Below are 19124 nucleotides of genomic sequence, written 5' to 3' on the forward strand. Positions count from 1 at the left end.
TTGGAATTTAATACCTTTTTTTACCTCTGTTGTTACGTTGTCCCTTTTTATTATGACTACTACCACCGCTTCTATTGGATTTAGCTAGGCGATTTTTAAGAAACTGTCCACTATCGGTCAAACTCTCGCCCTTTGGGGCCAAGTCTATTTCCCCGTCGCTCAATTCTTTTAAGTGTGCGAAAATCGCCGAATCTTCAACCGTATCCTTGTTCCAGTTTAGGTAACACTTCTTCATGTGGTTGGCAATGGCATATTCCAATCCAGAGCGCATATCACCCTTTTCCCATTTAATGGCCACATCTATCATTCTTTTAATGTTGTTACCGTAAAATCGATACTTTGGATGGTTTTGTGGATATTCCAAAGGCTCCGGTCGCTGTTGCAAAACTTCCTGTGGTGTAATGGGGAATGGGGAATCAACATCCAATTTAAAATCGGACATAATAAAAAGTTGGTCCCATAACTTATGTTGAAAATCTGCAACATCACGTAAATGAGGCTGTAAATTACCCATTACACTAATAATGGACTTAGCAACTTTATTACGTTCTTCTTTATCGGCTATGGAGACGGCATGGTCGACCATTTTTTGAAAATGACGTCCGTATTCTGGGATTATAAGCTTGGTCCGCTCCGTATTATATTCTAAATTTTCTACTAGATTCAAATTAAAAGAGTTTAATGAAATTAATTTAGTGGGAAGTCTTTCCACTAACGCATGCAAAATACTAAAATTATGTCAATTGTAGGTTTTATAGGGAAATTACTCCCTCAATACTGGAAACTTCCTTGTACTTGGCAATAACCTCATCTGGGTTATTTAGGTGCACGGTAATGGAAACACTGGTGTATGTGCCTTTTTTGGATTGTTTTGATTCTATGACCGCCCCAGGTATATTGAAGATAGTTGTGATCTGGTCAATTTTCTCTTCATCGGTAGGTACGATAAACTTGTACAGATAGTTGGACGGCCACTGCGTATTCTCCAACAACTGTTCTTTCAATCTAGCATAAAATGCATCGGACTCCTCCTTGTTCATGCGTCTATTTTGTGCAAAGATATGGGTTAGCTTACAATTTTTTTTCCTTCTTCGTATTTCATTACTTTGTATTGATAAATTTTTGCGGTTGAATACAAAAAAAGTAGTTATTACAGGAGCACCTGGAACTGGAAAAACCTCAATAATCAATGACTTGGAAAACAAGGGTTTTCAGTGTTTCCATGAGATTATACGAGACATGACTTCCGAAGCGAAAATAAACGGTGAATCTAGTGAATTTATATCCAATCCGTTGGTGTTTGTTGATGATGCAATGCAGTTTAACAAAGACCTATTATCCGGAAGGGCAAAACACCATGAAGAATCACAGCACCTAAACGTGGCTTTGAGTTTCTTTGACCGCGGTGTTCCGGACGTATTGGCCTATATGGATTTTTTTGAACAAGCCTATGGAGAAGATTTTATTGCCGTATGTAAGAATCATCGGTACGATGTTATATTCATTGTACCTCCTTGGAAAGAAATCTATATTTCAGATAATGAACGTTTGGAAACCTTCGAGGAAGCTGAAAAACTTCATAATGCCTTGATGAAGACCTATACAACGTTCGGGTACGAGCCAATACTAGTTCCGAAAAAACCTGTTGAACAGCGAACTACATTCATACTGGATTTACTTAATAACAATTAGTGCAGAAAAAAGCCGTAGTAGTTTTAAAAGAGATTTGGGGCTTTGAAGCTTTCAGGGGCTCTCAAAAAGAAATCATCGATGCTGTTATCTCCGGAAAAGATGTTTTAGCGTTACTGCCTACTGGAGGGGGAAAATCCATTTGCTATCAAGTACCTGCCTTGGTGAACGAAGGTATCTGTATTGTTGTCTCGCCACTGGTAGCGCTGATTCAAGATCAGGTGGATCGGTTAAAGTTAAAAGGTATTAAAGCGATTGCACTTACTGGAGGAATTTCCTTTGAAGAACTCAACAACCTCTTGGACAACTGTCTTTATGGAAATTATAAATTCCTGTATTTATCCCCTGAACGTTTACAACAATCCGTTGTCCAACAAAGGATTAGGGAGATGAATGTAAATCTAATCGCAATTGATGAAGCGCATTGTATATCGCAATGGGGAAATGATTTTAGACCGGCTTACTTGGAATGTGCAATCTTGAGAGAACTTGCTCCAAATTCACCAATGATTGCACTTACGGCAACCGCTACGCCAAAAGTTGTAGAAGACATCTTGGAAAATCTTGAGCTCAAAGAGGCTAAGATATTCAAAGATTCATTTTCCAGGTCCAACATCATATTTAAGGTTAAAAAAACAGAAGATAAGCTCTATCAACTTAAAAAGTATATAACTACTATACCAGGTAGTTCCATTGTTTATGTAAGATCGCGTAAAATGTCTTTGTTCCTTGCTGAATTTTTAAATAAAAATGGATGTAAAGCTTCCTTTTTCCATGGAGGGATTTCTAGAGCAGAGAAAAAAGAAAAGTTGAGCCTATGGCTTGATGGTGATTTAGAAATCATGGTAGCCACCAATGCTTTTGGAATGGGTGTGGACAAACCAAATGTTCGATTGGTAGTACATTATCAGGTTCCGGATAGTTTAGAAAGTTATTTTCAAGAAGCAGGACGTGCGGGGAGAGATGGCGAAACAGCTACTGCGGTTCTACTGAATACCAAAGAAGATGAAGAATTGGCGAAAAAGCAATTTATTACTTCGTTACCTGATGTCGATTTTGTCAAAAAACTTTATGCAAAGTTGAACAGTTATTTTCAGATTTCTTACGGGGAATCGACCTCGGAAACATTCGCCTTAAAATTTAATTCGTTTTGTAGGCGTTACGAATTCAACCCAAATATGGCATACCATGGTTTGCGTATTCTCGACCAAAATTCCGTAATTAACTTATCCGATACCTATAATGAAAAAACCACACTTAGATTTATTGCCTCCAAAACAAATATTTTCAATTACTTGGACAATAACCGTAAGACCGCACCGGTAATACAAACAATTCTTCGCACATATGGTGGAATCACAGATTATAACACCAGCATTAATATCCAATTGATTTCAAAAAAAACAGGAGAACAAGAAAAATCAATAAAGAAAATACTGGAACAGCTTCAAACGGATGGTATCGCAGAATATAGGAATACAGCTAGCGACTTGGAAATCAATTTTCTGATTCCACGAGAAGATGAACGGACCATAAATACCTTTGCAAACAAGATTAGAGACTTTAACAAGGTCAAACAAAGCAATATGGATGCTATGTTGGGTTACATCAACAATACCAGCTCATGTCGCAGTAACTTTATACTAAATTATTTTGGGGAAGACGTAAAAGAAGAATGTGGGACTTGCGATATTTGCACGACAAGCAATGACCATAGTTTATTTGATATTAAATCAGAAATAATCCAATTATTAAAGGCTAGTCCAAAAACCTCTAGAAAACTTGCAGAATCTATGACCGTTGATGAAAAGAAAATTTTGGAAGCATTAGTGATACTGCTCGAAGATGAAACGGTACTTTTAAACTATAAAAATGAATATGCCATCAATGTCCAATAGTTCTTTACGTATCGTGTTTATGGGAACACCAGATTTTGCAGTTGTAAGCTTAAAAGGTATTCTAGACGCAGGCTTTAATGTAGTGGGAGTGATTACAGCACCAGATAGGCCAGCAGGCAGGGGAAGAAAGATTCAGGAATCTGCGGTAAAACAATTCGCGACAGCACAAAACTTAAAGATATTACAGCCCACAAATTTAAAGAGTGAACAATTTTTAGAGGAACTTAAAGATTTGGAGGCAAACCTTCATGTTGTTGTCGCCTTTAGAATGCTACCCAAAGGCGTTTGGCAGATGCCCAAATTTGGTACGTTTAACCTTCATGCTTCTTTACTGCCACAGTACCGTGGAGCCGCTCCAATAAATTGGGCCGTAATCAATGGAGAAACCAAAACAGGGGTCACTACTTTTTTTATTGATGAAAAAATCGATACCGGAGGTATCATACTACAAAAAGAAGAAGAAATCCAATTAGAAGATACCGCAGGTACGCTTCATGATAGGTTGATGATATTGGGGGCCGAACTTGTTGTAGATACATGCCAACAGATTTCTGAAGGTAAAGTTGCCAGTACTACACAAAAACATTTTGAAAATTTAAAACCAGCACCTAAACTTCATAAAGAAAATTGTAAGATCGATTGGGAAGCACCTTTGGCAAACATCCATAACCATGTTCGGGGTTTAAGCCCCTACCCTTCCGCATGGTGTTATTTGTTGAACGGCGAAAAAGAAGAAAGTATCAAGATTTATAAAACCCGCATAGCGCTAGAAAAACATGATTATAATGTAGGGCGACTTTTTGCGGATAAAAAGACTTTAAAAGTTGCTACTAAAGAAGGGTATCTACAACTTTTGGAAATACAACTTTCGGGAAAGCGAAAAATGAACGTTTCTGAAATTCTGAACGGCTTAAATCTTCATGAAAATGCATGTCTTCGCTAAAGCCTTACTATGACTAGGCTTGCAATTGGTCGACTTTTTTTTCTACTTTATCAACAAACGTTTCAAGTTATCAACAAAAAACCCTATTTCCCTTGGTTTTACTTGCGTTAAAAGCAAATCCATATAAATTTGTTTAGCATTAAAATTATTTTAACAACAATTAATTTAATTCCATTATGAACAAAACAGAATTAATCGATGCCATGGCAGCTGATGCTGGCATCACTAAGGCAGCAGCTAAAAAGGCATTGGAATCTTTCTTAGGAAACGTAGAAGGATCTCTTAAAAAAGGAAACAGGGTTTCTTTAGTAGGTTTTGGTTCTTGGTCAGTATCCAAGAGAAATGCAAGAGAAGGTAGAAATCCACAAACTGGAGCAACTATCAAAATCGCAGCTAAGAACGTAGTAAAGTTCAAAGCAGGAGCAGAATTGAGTGGTTCAGTAAACTAATCGATTACCATTTGAAATATATTAAAGCACTTCTTGAGAAAGAGGTGCTTTTTTATTTTCTGCATTTTCCAGCGTTTTTTGTAATTATAATATATTATGTTACATTTAAGAATAAGAATCTAAAATTACTATGGTTAGCCTTAAACCTAAAAAAGGAAAACTACTGGTTGCCGAACCAACATTAACAGGCGATGTTTCTTTTAATAGATCGGTAGTTTTGCTTGCTGAACATAACAATGAGGGGTCTGTAGGTTTTATTCTAAATAAGCCTTTGGATTATACCATAAACGACCTTATTTCTGAAATTACCGTTCCCTTCAAAGTTTTTAACGGAGGCCCCGTAGAGCAGGACAATCTTTATTTTATACATAAAGTACCTCACCTTATCCAAGACAGTATTGAGATTTCTGATGGTATATTTTGGGGTGGTGATTTTGAACAAACCGTAGAGCTTATCAATAACGAGACTATCACTGCCCAAGATATACGTTTTTTTTTAGGATATTCCGGTTGGGATTCCAGTCAGTTAGATCAGGAACTTTCTTCAAAATCGTGGATTGTAGTACAAAATGAATATGAAAGCGGAATCCTAGAAAAATCTTCCAATGCTTTTTGGAAAGAAAAAATGGTAGAGCTTGGCGGAGACTATCTATTATGGTCCAATGCCCCTGAAAACCCTTCCTTAAATTAGGCTAACCAATTCTGGCCTTTGCATTCAGTTTTCCTATTAGACTTTTACTGATACTATTGGAATACTCTTTTTTTCGATACTTGCTTATAGGCCGTATGCCATCAATGCTATTGGTTATAAAAAGTTCATCCGCTTTTTGAAGTTCAAAGGGTGAAATCGATACTTCTTGTAACTCGAAATCCGGAATGCCATTTATAATCTCCATTAGTTTTTTCCTAATGATACCATCCAAACTGCCGTCACTCAGAGGAGGCGTTTTAATGACCTTATCCTTGACCAAAAAAAGATTACCGTTAATAACCTCGACTACTTGTTTATTGTTATTGATGAGAATGCAGTTTTCATATCCGTTTTCTTTGGCATAAACGCTGGCAACCACATTTAGAATTTTATTGGTCGTCTTTAAATTGGACAACATGTCTTTATTGATGTAGTAGTCTTTAAAAAGCTCCACTTCGTAATGTTCGTCATTAACAAGATAAAACGGTGATTTTAATTCACTTATTTCAATGATATAAGAGACTTCATTGGTTTTAGGTCCATAAAGCCCTCCGCCATTTCTGAAGACGGTTAAGCGTACCCTGGCCGAATTGATATCCAATCCATTTTCACCAACAGTTTTTAGAATCTGTTCTTCCAAGAATTCCAATGTGAACTCCATGGGTATTTCCATTCTCAGGATACGCATGGAAGACATCAACCTAAAATAGTGGTCTTCCCAAAAGAAGATGGTACCGTTTACACAACGAACCGTCTCAAAAAGAGCATCCCCGTACTTTAGTCCCCTGTTATCGTAATTTAAAATATCGGTATCCTTGGAAAAAAGTTTGCCGTTAAAATTGACCATAAAAAAAGCCTTGAAAAAATCAAGGCCAAATATACGTTTTAGTTGAGAATACTGCTATTTTGAACCCAGTACTTGTTTTAAATCCGATACTTGGTTTTCCCAAAGCATTTTAGCTTCATCCACTTCGTCTTCTTCGGCAAAGTCGGTTATGAACAACGAAACGTCTTTAGTAATCTCGTCTACAATAATCTTCATCTCAAAAAAGGTATCATCATCGTTTTCTTCCCAAGAAAATTTAACAAATTCGTCACTCTTCCGCTTCAACATCTTTGCACTTTCTTCAGATCCGTCCCATATAAAAGTAAACAACTCACTACGGGAATTTACATTATCGGCATACCATTCTGATAGGCCGGAAGGAGTAGAAATATATTGATAAAGCAACTGTGGAGAAGCTTGAATAACAAATTCTATTTCAAATTTAATCTTATCACTCATTATACTGTTCAGTTTTTCCTTTCAACAATTGATATAGTTTGGGAAGATATAAAAATAAATATCAAATAATAAATTAATAATGAATTTTGATTCGGCAAAAATTAAACTTTATATTTGCAGCCGCTAAAAAGGCATGGCGAGGTAGCTCAGCTGGTTAGAGCGTCGGATTCATAACCCGGAGGCCGAGGGTTCAAGTCCCTCTCTCGCTACAGGAAAACAGAAGAACCCCCAAGACTTGAGTCTTGGGGGTTCTTGTTTCTACTCAAGGAAAAAAACCTTTCATATATAGAACAGGTAAAAACAATAAGAACGCTATCCAAAAGGCAATTACCTCCCTAATAAATATCAAATATCTTTATCCAAAGTATACACCCTATTTTAAATAAAAGTTAATTGTTTGTATAATCAATACTAAATGTAATATTATTCTTATAATTTTTGAGTATTATTCATTACATTTAATAAGGCCAAATTATATGATATAACGATTAATTCTCTAGAATTCCATGTCAACAACCTTTTCCAATTTTAAACAACTTCTGCTGACTTTCAAACTGACAAAAAAAACCATGTTCAATGGTAAAATCCCAAACGCTTTAGTAGCCGAATTTTCATCCGGTTAAATAGAACCAGCACATAAAATCCCTTCACTGTTTTCTTAATAATAGTACTCCTTCATTCATAGTACAAATAATAAAGGTGAGACTACCCTATTGACTTATTTCAGCTTTGTTATAAACAAGGACACAACTTAAAATGGTAAAGTGAAATCTTCACAGGTTACCATCAAAGCAATTTATACATCTACCCATTTAAAAAACTTATGAAATGAAACTTAAATATTCACTTCTAACAACATTAATTTTATTCTCAATTTGTGTACTATCTCAGGATAAAAGCTATTTTTCAGAACTTGTACCGCCAACTCCAGACGTTGCTCAACTGGGACAATATGGGGTGACCCAAGTAGGCAAATATACTGGTACGGCCAATGTTAGTGTACCAATACATTCAATCGACCTCGATGGTCTTAATATTCCTATTGCCCTTTCCTATCAGACCGGGGGCATAAAAGTTGCCCAAGAAGCTTCATGGGTAGGTTTGGGATGGAATCTTTCGGCGAATGCAGTCATAACACGTCAAGTAAACGGTTATGATGACCTTGCAAATGGAAACGGTGCTGTTGGTTATCTTTTTAGTCCAAGCTACAGTCATGATAATTTGACTCCTGCTCAAGAAACTGCAATTTTCAATGCACATTTTAACAACATTCCCCATGATACGCAGCCTGATCTTTTCACTGCCAATATTTTTGGTGAATCTATTCAATTCCGATTACCAAAGAAGGGAGCAGGAAACACCGTAGAAGCGGTTGTTGTGAACAACAAGGTCTTTAAGGTGTACTACCGTGTCGACGAAAGGGATTTTACCATTGTCAACGGACAAGGATATGAATTCAACTTTGGAAAGGCCAACAATAATTTCTCGAAAGAGTTTACCACAATTTACAGAAGTGACGGGTCATCATTTTCCTCTGATAATGCTGCTTTGTCGGGTAGTATTGCCTATCAAACCAGTGACAACCTAAGGACGTGGCAAAAAAATTCAGCCTGGCACATTGACAATGTAATCGCACCCTCGGGCAGGACCATTAATTTTACATACGACAAGGTCTCTTACTTTGGTTATCCGAGCTTTTCAGAAAGTTACAACTTTGTCACGTGTACCGGCCTACCTTCCTATAACGGAATGGCATACGTTAATTATGATGGTGATACCTCCAAAGTAGTGAGCTGTTCCATAACTGGTTTCCAGGCATTGCATTTAAAAACGATAAGCGGAGATTTTGGCACAGTAGATTTTGTACTTTCCAATCGGGAGGATATCTCTTCAAGATACCAAACCAATAGTAATAATTTTCCATCCGTAGTAACCTCAGGCAATCCAATACAGCGATTAACAGGAATCACCATAAAAAACAGTCTTAACCAAATCATAAAGACGGTAGGTTTTAACCAATCCTATTTTAACAGTGATAAGTCTACGGATACGGGTAGCTATAAAAAAGAAAAATACATCAGGCTAAAATTGGATAGTGTCACGGTCAACGACCAGACCTATTCTTTTGAATATATACAACCAAATGATTTACCCGCCAAAGACAGTAAGGATGTAGACTTTTGGGGTTTTTACAATGGAAAATCCAATATGGGCAGAATGCCCTCATTTGGTAGATTGACCTTATGTAGCAACAATCAAAGAGACGTTTTCTTTAATCTGAAAGGAGCCAATCGTGGAGCCGATTTTGTATATGGCAAAATAGGATTGCTTAACAAAGTAATCTATCCTACAAAAGGATATACCGAATTTGAGTACGAAGGAAATTCTGCACTTGTGGATAAGCCCACATCCGCAGGGTATTCAAATATCAATACCAATTCCTCTGATATTGGCTACAACTATCAGTACCTAAAACGTACTTTAACTGATGGATATGAGACCAGATTATCACATGGGGACGTGTTCGAGATTACTACAGCAAACAATCTTCCTTTTGCCTTTAACATATTTGTGGATTATTCCATTGCCTGCGCTACTAACCCATGCACTGGAGGAGGTGTAGGCAACCAGGATATGGTAAGAATTGTAAAGCTAGATAATCCAGGAGCTGGCTTAAAGGAATCAATAAAGTATAGAGCACCTTCCCAAGGAAGTACAATTGTAGAATCTGAAGAATTTAATTTGCCAAATGGCACCTATAGATTTGAACAGCCATTTTTTGTATCGCCTCCTGGTGGGGAATTTTTAAGCTATTCAGTAAATGCTTACTTTCTTGACGACCCTTCTGATTCTCCATTTCCTTGGGAAGAGTTTGAGGTCGGTGGAGTACGTATTAAATATGTAACTAATCGAGATACCAATGGAAGCTTTATCAGTAAAAAGGAGTATGTCTATGAAGAAAGTAATCTAGGGCAAATTGTATCCACCGGTAAGCTGATGAACCAATTGGTATACCATTCCAAATATGGTTTTTTGGATTATACCCCCCAAAGTTTTTTAAATGTCTTTACCATGTCCTCTGGAAGCTCAGTTTCTTTGGATTTCTCTGCACAAGGCAGTCATATTGGCTATGGTTATGTTACGGAAAAGGACATTTCCAAAACAAGTGTTGCCAAGGGTACTATTCTTACTGCTTATGAAAACCTGCCTAACGAACTGGTCAATTATTTTTTAGGCTCCGTTCCTTTGAGCAACGGACCATATTCGGGAAATCCTGGAAGTATACAGAATTTGGATGTCCACTATGGTAATGCCTATTTAATTGGGGTTCCCCCTAAAACCTTTAACCATAGAAATGGTAAAGTACTCTGGGAAGAGACATGGGACAATGCTTTTAATCTGCTAAGACGGACAGATAATACGTATGAAAACTATGTAGTCGACAATATACCTGTGTACAAGGCCTATTTTTCATCTGTTGGCATGGTGGCCGATCATGGGTATGAGCAAACAAGCGGTCAATTTCTACCTGTAACTGTTCAAAATAACGAACATTTCGAAGGCGATATTCTTTCTACCTCAATTACAAATACTTATGAGCCTCAAAAAAACTTGCCCAGAAGTACTTCGACAACAACATCCGAAGATGGTATAACAAGAAAACAAGAGACCTTTTACATATTCGATACTGCTCATGGTATTGGTTCTGATCCGCATAGATCTAGCTTATTAGCTTTGAACAAGGTCACCGAACCAGTTCTTATCAGAAGCTACGAGAACAGTACACTTCTCTCGCAAACCAAGTTCAAATACGGAAGTTTTTTCGGAGATTATTGGCATACTGAAGTTTTAGAGGCTAAGGATGGTAATCAACTTATCCAGCGAATGGACTTCGTCTCCTATGATGACCTGGGAAATTTACTGGAGTACAAACAAACCGACGGGACATCGGTCAGCTATATCTGGGGGTATGACCAAATGTATCCCGTGGCCAAGGTTGTTAACGCGAACAGATTGGCCATAAATGCGCTTTTTAGCTCAAACTTTCATACAGGAACAGGAGGACTGACGACCGCTCAGGAAAATACATTGCGAGCAGGATTACCAAATGCGATGATAACCACCTATTCCTATAAACCAGCTGTAGGTGTAACCCGGGTTACTGACCCAAGAGGTAACATTATCAAGTACGAATACGATACAAATAATCGCCTCATTAATACAAAAGACAGGGACGATAAAATCATCACTGACTATACCTATCACTACAAAGGACAATAAACTCAAACCGATGATGAAAAAAAAGAAGCAAACCCATTCTGAAATTGGAAGAACAGGTATCTCGTACCTGTTACTTCTGGTGATTACTTGTACGAGCATTAATGCCCAAAAAATTGAGGGTCAAAACTATCTACTGGGAACATGGACTTTTGACAGTACAAGTCTTAAAAACTATATGGAGAATGAATCAAAACAAAGATTGGATTCATTGCCAAATGTCAAAGCCGTCTTTAAAGAGGCATATGAAGGTAGAAAGGAAACCTTTATGCCGAATGGAGAACATCTGACAACATTGACCGATGGTCGAAACACCAAGTCAAAATGGGCTTTAGATGAAAGTGGTATTCTTTTAATCAGTTATGTGGACGGATTTGTACAACGTTACCGGATTTCGGTCTTAACGGAAAAAGAAATTGTACTTGTGCCGATAAATACGGGAGATACGAGACCATTTATGACCGAGCTACACTTTTTCAAAAACTAAAACAACCCACCCATGCAAAATCTAACACACAACAAATACTTTATTACGCCATTTTTTGGGTTATTGGTATCGTTTTTATGCTGCTCTTTTGCCTATGGCCAGTATGCCATAATTGGACCATCAAGTGCTACTGCAGGACAAACCAAGAATTATACGCTTTCAGGTCCGTCACTTATTTATAATACTTGGTCCGTGAACAACGGGGGAACCATTGTTTCCAGTTCCGATTATCAAATTACGGTAAAGTTCAACAATGGGGGAAACACGACTATATCCGCAAGTATCTTAGGACCAGGATGGACCGGCTACGGAGCTTCCAAAATCGTTGCAGTTTCAGGGGGGATACCTGGAACACCTCCTAGCCCTTCCATTGCTAGTAATAATTGCGGACAGGCCTTATTAGAGCGGAACGGTTCGCCAGGTAATGGGATTACATGGTACTGGCAGGGAAAGACATCCAATGGAACAAGCACGACAAAAGGGTCAGGTACTACTTATGTTCCCAATGAAGGTAATGGTACCTACTACATTCGCGCACGGAACAGTTCAGGTCAATGGAGTACAGGTTCTGGAAGCCGATCTGTTACAATACGGAACTTTTCCGCAGGGTCAGTCTCTGGGGACCAAACTATTTGTTATGGTGGTGACCCTATTACCTTTAGTAACGTACAAGGCCCCAGCGGAGGGGATGGATATAGCATACAATGGATGTCTTCTACTAATAATGGGCAAACTGGATGGCTGCCTATTAGTGGAGCAACATTATACACCTACAATCCTCCACCAAACCTCACCAAAACGACTTGGTATAGGAGAAGGGTCACTTCCTGTGGCCAGAACCTTTATTCTTCTGGTACAAAGAAGATAAAGGTTACGGTTCTTCCCGATTTGGATGCTGGATCCATAAACGGAGTGGCCCCTATTTGTGAAGGAGAAAGTCCAGGTCAATTAAGCAATACTGCTCTCGCATCTGGTGGGAATAATAGTTATTCCTATCAATGGCAGGTTTCCAATAATGGTACCAGTGGATGGGCTAATGTTTCCGGTGCAAGCTCTTCCTCCTATACTCCAGGTACGCTCTCCTCAGATAAGTGGTATCGTAGAAGGGTAATTTCATGCAGTCAGACAAAATATTCAAATAAAACAAAAGTAGTTGTAAAACCATTACAGACGTATTATAGCGATGTGGACAATGATGGACTCGGAGATCCATTGAACTCAGTTCAAGATTGTGAGCAACCTGCTGGTTATGTTACCAATGCTTCAGATAACTGCACAAACATTTCTGACCCGTTCAACGAGTGTACCCCTCCTTTGAACAGCGACCCACAAACACATAATTACATCTACTCCCGAACGTATCAAAAACCAACTTCTTCGATACCCACATCAAAATTTGAAGATAACGATGACTATATCCAGAGCATCACCTACTATGATGGAATAGGGAGGCCACGACAACAAGTAGGAATACGACAATCGCCTGATTCCCTAGATATTGTGACCCATATAGGTTACGATGAATATGGCAGAAAAATAAAAGACTGGCTGCCTTTCCACGAGCCTACCGAAACCAGGGGATACTTTAGGACCGGTGATTTGGAAGCGTCTACAAGGGACTACCATAAACTTAAGTATGCGGACGACTTTCCCAATATGTCCAATATCGCTGTCAATGCCTATTCTCAAAAGGAATTTGAAGCATCACCTTTAAATAGGGTCCTCAAACAAGCCGCCCCGGGAAAGGATTGGAAAATGGGCAATGGACATGAGATGGAATTTGATTATGATACAAATAGTACCAATGAGGTGCGTCACTTTTCCGTTGCCTTTAGCGGTGGTGATACCGAGGCTCCCCAGTTGGTCAACCATGGTCATTATTCGGCCAAGGCTCTCTATAAAACCATAACCTATGACGAGAACCATGATGGTTCGGCCTCCAAACTGCACACCACCGAGGAGTTTACCGATAAGCTCGGCAGAGTCGTTCTCAAACGGGCCTATGGAGAAGTGGGGTCGCCGAGCGTAGTCGAGGCGCACGACACCCATTACGTATACGACAAATACGGGAACCTAACCTACGTCATCCCTCCCAAGGTAACCGTGGACAATGTAAGCAGCGTAGAACTTAACGAGCTCTGCTATCAGTACAAATACGATCATCGCAACCGCTTGGTGGAAAAAAAGCTGCCGGGCAAGGGCTGGGAACATATCGTCTATAATACTTTGGACCAACCCGTCATGACCCAAGATTCCGTGCAGCGGACCAACAACCAATGGTCCTACACCAAGTACGATGCTTTTAGCAGGGTGGTACTGGCGGGAATACTGGACCTTAACGTAACACGCACCCAGGCACAGACCAATGTGGAAAATGCCGCTGCCCAGTACGAGGAACGTGTGGGAGATGTGTATACGAACAATGCCTACCCTTCCATCTTCAACAGTTTTGGCGTGCCACAAATACATGTCCTCAACTTTTACGATGACTATGAATTCCCGCTTTTTGGCTATTCACTTCCCACTACGGTACTGGGACAAACAGTTACACAGAACGTAAAAGGTCTGCCCACCGGTGGGGGCGTATTGGTGCTGGACGGCAACGATGACAAATGGATAAGATGGGCCAAGGCCTACGACGAAAAGGGAAGGGTGATCGTTGAGGGAAATATTGATGAACTGACACAGACTTTTAAGCAAATTGAGACCAAACTGGATTTTGTGGGCAGGCCCGAACAGGTGGTCACCACCCATACCAAAGGAGCCAGTCCACCATTGGTGACCACGGACAACTTTGAGTACGACCATATGGGCAGGCTCACCAAACAAATCCAGACCATAGGGGCCCATACCGAGACCTTGGTGGAGCACACCTATGACGAACTGGGACAACTGGTACAGAAGAAAGTGGGTGGCGGTCTACAGACAGTTGACTACGATCACAACGTAAGGGGATGGCTCAAGCGTATCAACGACCCTTCGAGCATGGGCGATGACCTTTTTGCTTTTGGGATAAACTATAACACGGTCGACCATGGGGGAACACCACTGTACAACGGCAACATAGCCGAGACCAAGTGGCGGACTGCCAACACCTACAATGGATTGCGATGGTATCATTATGGTTACGATGCCCTCAACCGGATTACCAGTGCCATGGATAATTTTGCGGCACGTAACATTGCATTGACCTATGATAAAATGGGCAATATCAAGACCTTGGACAGGAACGGGCACATCAACAGTGGGGCCACGAGTTTTGGGCCCATGGACAGGTTGGTGTACTCCTATGACGCCGGGAACAAGCTGACAAAGGTACTTGACAATGGAAACAATACCTATGGTTTTGTTGATGGCACTAACCAGACCATAGAATATACCTACGACGGCAACGGCAACTTAAAATCAGATTTGAACAAGGGCATCACAAACATTGATTACAACCATTTAAGCTTGCCCATGAGCATTTCGATAAACGGCAACGGCAACAACGGCACCATTTCGTATATTTACGATGCCACGGGGACCAAGTTGCAAAAGACCGTGGGAAGTTCTGTGACAGACTATGCGGGCAACTACGTATACCAAAACGGGCAGCTACAGTTCTTTAACCACCCAGAGGGCTATGTGACCCCAGATGGACAGGGTAGCTACGATTACGTGTACAACTATGTTGACCATTTGGGCAATGTACGGTTGAGCTTTATGGACAACAACGGCACCACAGAGATTGTGGAGGAGAACAACTACTACCCCTTTGGCCTAAAGCACAAAGGCTATAACGATGGGGTCTCCCCCTTGGGTAACAGTGTAGCTAAAAAGTGGAAGTACAATGGTATGGAATACGACGAGAGCCTGGGACTGGAAACCTATGACTTTGGCGCCAGGAACTACGACCCGGCATTGGGCAGGTGGATGAACATAGACCCCTTGGCCGAGCAGATGAGAAGGCATTCTCCTTACAACTATGCCTATAACAACCCTGTAGCGTTTATTGACCCTGATGGGATGTTGAGCTTTGCTTCTTATGGATCCTCTTTTGGGATGTGGAGCCTTAGCATTTTTGGCAGTATGTTCACCGAGTCGGAGGCAGCACAAGAACGTAGGGCAAGACAGGATATTTATGATGCCATTGATACTGCATTGGCGGATAGTGGCGTTAGCGATACAGATAATTCTTCGCAACAAGATTGTACTGACTGTCCCGAAAAGATAAATTTACAAAGTAAAGACGTAAATACTATCGTTGATGGATTTGTAGAGTGGGCAATTTACATAAGGGACAACAATGACAAGCTCATTTATTTAAGCGATATGGTTTCATTAGAAACAAATTCAGGATCAAAGTCTATTAAGAAAGGAGCTGCAGCGCTGGGATACGATTCAGAAGCCATAAAAAGTTCAGGGACTCGGTCATATCAGGGAACATCATTAGTTTTGTTCACAGATAAGCATTATATTAAGTCCAATGATGTTGGTTCACAAGTAGCAGATGTTTATGTTCCTGGTAAAAGTATTTATGGAAGTAGAGGCTTTGATATTACTGTTCTAGGGCGCAGGCTCTATGGAAATAGTGGACCTAGATCTATTTTAACTTTGAAAGTATACGACGAAAAAGTTCGTGATAAAATATCCAATAGGATATTTTATCCACCTCTTATTAAAACAATCAAGCATCCAGATGGAACCGAAGAAACTTATTTTAGAAAAGGGCATCCTTTTAATCCTAAAAAAAATTAATATGTTTAGAAAAAGTAGGGTGATGAAAAATTCTATTTGTATCGTTATACTGTTGTTATCCTATTCATGTAATTCTCAAAGTAGCATTGAAGATGAATTAAAGGGAAACTGGTATCCAGGATATTTAGGCGATTTGAATGAAGATTATACAGAGTTTTACATTGATAAAGATAAAATATACTATTTTAACTTATTAAGTGAAACCATTACAAAAAGTGACTATTACATATCTGATTCCTTTCTGTTTTTAAAAAAAAATCAACAAAAAGAATTTGAAAAGATGGGTTCAATTTATATTTTGAATGACACATTATATATTGAAAATCAAGGAACAAAAAGTTTCTTTTTAAAACAGATGTCAACTCCAACATTAGAAAGTTTCATTAAAAAGAAAGTTGACTTGGATGATTTTTTTGATGCTTATCTAAAAAGAATAACTACTTGGAATGAGAATAAATCCTAAAAATAATGGTACTCCAGATTCCTGCTTGTTCCTCCCCTTCTACCGCTAGTCTGCGACTAATGGCAAAGAGCAAGAGTGAGTAAAAGCAAAAGCCACGGCGATAACGCTGTGGCTTTTGATTATTTTACCAGCAGATATAAACTGGCTGGAGCGTGGGGAAGAACGATAGACTAAATTTTAGTAAAGCTCTGGATGGAGCTACAGTTGAAGGCCCAATACCTTTCGAAGGTGCCCTTAGAAGTAATTATGGTCGTTTTATGAAAAGTATACCTGCAAATTCCAAATCGAATGCCTCTTATCATTTATTAAATGATGGAAGTTATTTATTTCGGGCAAATTCACCAGGCGAAGTGCCTGGATCTAGTGCTCTTTATATTAAAAAGGTTAATGCTCAAGGCACCACAACTAATTTTTATAAAATCACATATGCCCCAGATGGAAGCACTATTCACGTTAAACCAAAACTCTAGTCAAAAATGAGAAATAGGAAAGAAGTATTAAAGGATTTGGTATTGCTTCGTGGTAAAATCGAGGATTTGTCAATGGAATTGAAGAAGTATCCTTGGGATTCAGAAGCTCCAATTCTTAAATTCAAAAGAAAAGACCTTATACATGTTGTCAAAAAATTTATTGACTACCATATTTCTTTTGATACCTTGACAAATTGGGCTAATGCCCTTGAATGTAGGGAAGACTTAGAATTTGAAAGTGATGATGTAAAAGAGATTATTTTTAAGTTAGCCAATCCAGAAATAAATATTGTAACGACTAAAATAAAGTTAGAGGAATTCATCAAAGATTTCAGATGACAGCCCCTGCTACCGCTAGTCTATGCCTTAAATCCGCAAGTGTGGATTTAATGGCAAAGGGCAACAAAAGCCACGACGATAACATTGTGGTTTTTTGATTATTTTACTACCAGTTGTAAACTGCCGGGAGCGTGAGAGTTCAATGATTCTGGAACTGACTTCACTGGTAGAATTATACAGTATCATCCAGGTACTCAAAGACATTTTAACGGTTCTCCTTATTGGAAAGTGAGCAATGGTAAAAAAACGGTACGATTCTTAGCAGATTAATTATGAATAACAACAAAGAAAAATTGAAAAAATAGTTTAGAATTAATGGCGATGAATTATGATCAACAAAAGGCAATGTTACCTAATTTTGTGGTAGTTCAAGATGAAGTTATTGCAGATTTTGATGATAGTTTTTTATTATTGCCTGAATTAATAGAAAAAAGATACTTGAACAATTCTTGTATTGCTAATATAATAAGATGCCACAATTTAATTGGATTAGTTACAAGAAATCCTGATAAGGATGCCAAATCATATGAGAAAAATGAAAATCTTTGGAAGAAGATTAGGTTTTTTGCAAAAGATGCATTGGATGAATTGATAAAGGAAGAAGAAGCCAGTTGACTTATTTTTTGTTCGTCCTGCTCCGCTAAATTTCATCAAATACGATAGCTTAAGAGTAAGTACTATTTTACAGGAAGCCAGGGCAACTATGTCGTGGCCTTCTTAGTAGCTTAATTTGCTACCACTGCCTAACTTGATAATCTCATGAGTAGCGAGAGAGAGAGAGAGAGAATCCTATCAAAGCTTGTTCTCATAAGTATAGGTTTTTAGTCTAACTTTAAACTCCACTTGTTATAGACTGGTAGTAGCTGCAAAGCCTTCAGTTAAGGCTATGCAATTAAAAATATCATCAGATGAAGAATACATATAGCCTTTCAAACGGTAAAGTATATTTAGTAAAAACTGCTGATGAATGTGTTTCTGACGAATTAATCAAAAAAATGAATAATTCTTACCAAAAGGTATTGATCATTAACTCTCTTTCTAAATCTTTTAGCCCAATATTTTTACCCATTTACAAAGCTGAAAAGAAAAAGATTTTAAAACAATCTGGGATCAACTCAAAAATAAACCCTACTGATTCAAAATTTTTAAAATTTATTTTAGACGAAGAAATAGTCAATTATGATATCATATTTTTTGGGTTAACTGCATTGCATTATGAGGGTATTTCTTTCCTAGAAAAATATTCATTAGACTTAGTATATAAAATGGGAAAAACAATTGTTTTAATAGACTATAATACAGATTATGATGTAACTTCAATTGATTTATTGACATAGTCTTCTGCTAATAATAAATAGTTTGTAAATAGTCCCCCGCTACTGCTAGATTGTA

General features: G+C 38.6%; 17 protein-coding genes and 1 tRNA gene. 14 read left to right on the forward strand and 4 right to left on the reverse strand.

What is annotated here, in order from left to right; all coding sequences use genetic code 11:
* Positions 1–7: 7 nt before the first annotated feature.
* Together KIM67_RS06960 and KIM67_RS06965 are read right to left on the reverse strand one after the other, a co-directional pair.
* Positions 8–667: a DUF4290 domain-containing protein gene (locus KIM67_RS06960; protein WP_213830623.1), complete on the reverse strand. Its 660-nt coding sequence runs from the start codon at positions 665–667 to the stop codon at positions 8–10.
* Between the two features lie 85 nt (positions 668–752).
* Positions 753–1040 (reverse strand): DUF493 family protein, encoded by a 288-nt coding sequence (locus KIM67_RS06965; protein WP_213830624.1) that lies wholly within the window; start codon positions 1038–1040, stop codon positions 753–755.
* 88 nt (positions 1041–1128) lie between these two features.
* Here KIM67_RS06965 and KIM67_RS06970 point away from each other — a divergent pair, with 88 nt between their 5' ends.
* The 5 genes from KIM67_RS06970 (at position 1129) to KIM67_RS06990 (ending at position 5670) form a co-directional block, all read left to right on the forward strand.
* Positions 1129–1692, forward strand: a complete 564-nt coding sequence (locus KIM67_RS06970; RefSeq protein WP_213830625.1) for an AAA family ATPase — start codon at positions 1129–1131, stop codon at positions 1690–1692.
* Positions 1692–3587 carry an ATP-dependent DNA helicase RecQ gene (locus tag KIM67_RS06975; RefSeq protein WP_213830626.1) on the forward strand — a complete coding sequence of 632 codons (1896 nt, stop codon included), beginning with the start codon at positions 1692–1694 and terminating at the stop codon, positions 3585–3587. The genes KIM67_RS06970 and KIM67_RS06975 overlap by 1 nt, the downstream gene beginning before the upstream one ends.
* On the forward strand, positions 3568–4530 hold the full coding sequence (fmt, locus tag KIM67_RS06980) for a methionyl-tRNA formyltransferase (RefSeq protein ID WP_213830694.1): 963 nt from the start codon (positions 3568–3570) through the stop codon (positions 4528–4530). Before KIM67_RS06975 ends, fmt begins: the two co-directional genes overlap by 20 nt.
* A 176-nt stretch (positions 4531–4706) precedes the next feature.
* Positions 4707–4979, forward strand: coding sequence for an HU family DNA-binding protein (locus tag KIM67_RS06985; protein WP_213830627.1), 273 nt, complete (start codon positions 4707–4709; stop codon positions 4977–4979).
* A gap of 130 nt (positions 4980–5109) precedes the next feature.
* Complete coding sequence (locus tag KIM67_RS06990) at positions 5110–5670, forward strand: YqgE/AlgH family protein (RefSeq protein ID WP_213830628.1); 561 nt, start codon at positions 5110–5112, stop codon at positions 5668–5670.
* A 1-nt stretch (position 5671) separates the two neighbouring features.
* On the opposite strand, the gene KIM67_RS06995 is transcribed toward KIM67_RS06990, so the two are convergent.
* Both KIM67_RS06995 and KIM67_RS07000 read right to left on the reverse strand, forming a co-directional pair.
* Positions 5672–6517 (reverse strand): aminotransferase class IV, encoded by an 846-nt coding sequence (locus KIM67_RS06995; protein ID WP_213830629.1) that lies wholly within the window; start codon positions 6515–6517, stop codon positions 5672–5674.
* Between the two features lie 54 nt (positions 6518–6571).
* A complete protein-coding gene (locus tag KIM67_RS07000; protein ID WP_163419110.1) occupies positions 6572–6955 on the reverse strand; it encodes an START-like domain-containing protein in 384 nt (127 codons plus the stop codon).
* Positions 6956–7090: 135 nt separating this feature from the next.
* Between KIM67_RS07000 and KIM67_RS07005 the strand changes: the two genes are divergently transcribed.
* From KIM67_RS07005 to KIM67_RS07045, 9 genes are all read left to right on the forward strand, one after another.
* A tRNA-Met gene (locus tag KIM67_RS07005) sits at positions 7091–7164 on the forward strand.
* 619 nt (positions 7165–7783) lie between these two features.
* The gene (locus KIM67_RS07010; RefSeq protein ID WP_213830630.1) at positions 7784–11236 is read left to right on the forward strand and encodes a hypothetical protein; all 3453 of its coding nucleotides are present in this window, start codon (positions 7784–7786) and stop codon (positions 11234–11236) included.
* 10 nt (positions 11237–11246) lie between these two features.
* Entirely contained in the window at positions 11247–11720 is a 474-nt protein-coding gene (locus tag KIM67_RS07015) for a lipocalin family protein (RefSeq protein WP_213830631.1), read from the forward strand.
* A 12-nt stretch (positions 11721–11732) separates the two neighbouring features.
* Complete coding sequence (locus KIM67_RS07020; RefSeq protein WP_213830632.1) at positions 11733–16460, forward strand: DUF6443 domain-containing protein; 4728 nt, start codon at positions 11733–11735, stop codon at positions 16458–16460.
* Between the two features lie 22 nt (positions 16461–16482).
* A complete protein-coding gene (locus tag KIM67_RS07025; protein ID WP_213830633.1) occupies positions 16483–16923 on the forward strand; it encodes a hypothetical protein in 441 nt (146 codons plus the stop codon).
* Positions 16924–17075: 152 nt separating this feature from the next.
* Positions 17076–17393, forward strand: coding sequence for a hypothetical protein (locus tag KIM67_RS07030; protein WP_213830634.1), 318 nt, complete (start codon positions 17076–17078; stop codon positions 17391–17393).
* 6 nt (positions 17394–17399) lie between these two features.
* Positions 17400–17732, forward strand: a complete 333-nt coding sequence (locus KIM67_RS07035; RefSeq protein WP_213830635.1) for a hypothetical protein — start codon at positions 17400–17402, stop codon at positions 17730–17732.
* 315 nt (positions 17733–18047) lie between these two features.
* Positions 18048–18347 carry a hypothetical protein gene (locus tag KIM67_RS07040; RefSeq protein WP_213830636.1) on the forward strand — a complete coding sequence of 100 codons (300 nt, stop codon included), beginning with the start codon at positions 18048–18050 and terminating at the stop codon, positions 18345–18347.
* A gap of 293 nt (positions 18348–18640) precedes the next feature.
* A complete protein-coding gene (locus tag KIM67_RS07045; RefSeq protein ID WP_213830637.1) occupies positions 18641–19069 on the forward strand; it encodes a hypothetical protein in 429 nt (142 codons plus the stop codon).
* Positions 19070–19124 lie beyond the last annotated feature (55 nt).

This window comes from Flagellimonas sp. 389 (assembly GCF_018449435.1).
Taxonomy (GTDB): domain Bacteria; phylum Bacteroidota; class Bacteroidia; order Flavobacteriales; family Flavobacteriaceae; genus Flagellimonas.

Coding starts and splice junctions, on each gene's coding strand:
- KIM67_RS07025 (WP_213830633.1), top strand. CDS start 16,483: ATGAAAAATTCTATTTGTATCGTTATACTGTTGTTATCCTATTCATGT.
- fmt (WP_213830694.1), top strand. CDS start 3,568: ATGCCATCAATGTCCAATAGTTCTTTACGTATCGTGTTTATGGGAACA.
- KIM67_RS07035 (WP_213830635.1), top strand. CDS start 17,400: ATGAGAAATAGGAAAGAAGTATTAAAGGATTTGGTATTGCTTCGTGGT.
- KIM67_RS06995 (WP_213830629.1), bottom strand. CDS start 6,517: ATGGTCAATTTTAACGGCAAACTTTTTTCCAAGGATACCGATATTTTA.
- KIM67_RS07015 (WP_213830631.1), top strand. CDS start 11,247: ATGATGAAAAAAAAGAAGCAAACCCATTCTGAAATTGGAAGAACAGGT.
- KIM67_RS07045 (WP_213830637.1), top strand. CDS start 18,641: ATGAAGAATACATATAGCCTTTCAAACGGTAAAGTATATTTAGTAAAA.
- KIM67_RS06985 (WP_213830627.1), top strand. CDS start 4,707: ATGAACAAAACAGAATTAATCGATGCCATGGCAGCTGATGCTGGCATC.
- KIM67_RS07040 (WP_213830636.1), top strand. CDS start 18,048: ATGGCGATGAATTATGATCAACAAAAGGCAATGTTACCTAATTTTGTG.
- KIM67_RS06990 (WP_213830628.1), top strand. CDS start 5,110: ATGGTTAGCCTTAAACCTAAAAAAGGAAAACTACTGGTTGCCGAACCA.
- KIM67_RS07020 (WP_213830632.1), top strand. CDS start 11,733: ATGCAAAATCTAACACACAACAAATACTTTATTACGCCATTTTTTGGG.
- KIM67_RS07000 (WP_163419110.1), bottom strand. CDS start 6,955: ATGAGTGATAAGATTAAATTTGAAATAGAATTTGTTATTCAAGCTTCT.
- KIM67_RS06965 (WP_213830624.1), bottom strand. CDS start 1,040: ATGAACAAGGAGGAGTCCGATGCATTTTATGCTAGATTGAAAGAACAG.
- KIM67_RS07010 (WP_213830630.1), top strand. CDS start 7,784: ATGAAACTTAAATATTCACTTCTAACAACATTAATTTTATTCTCAATT.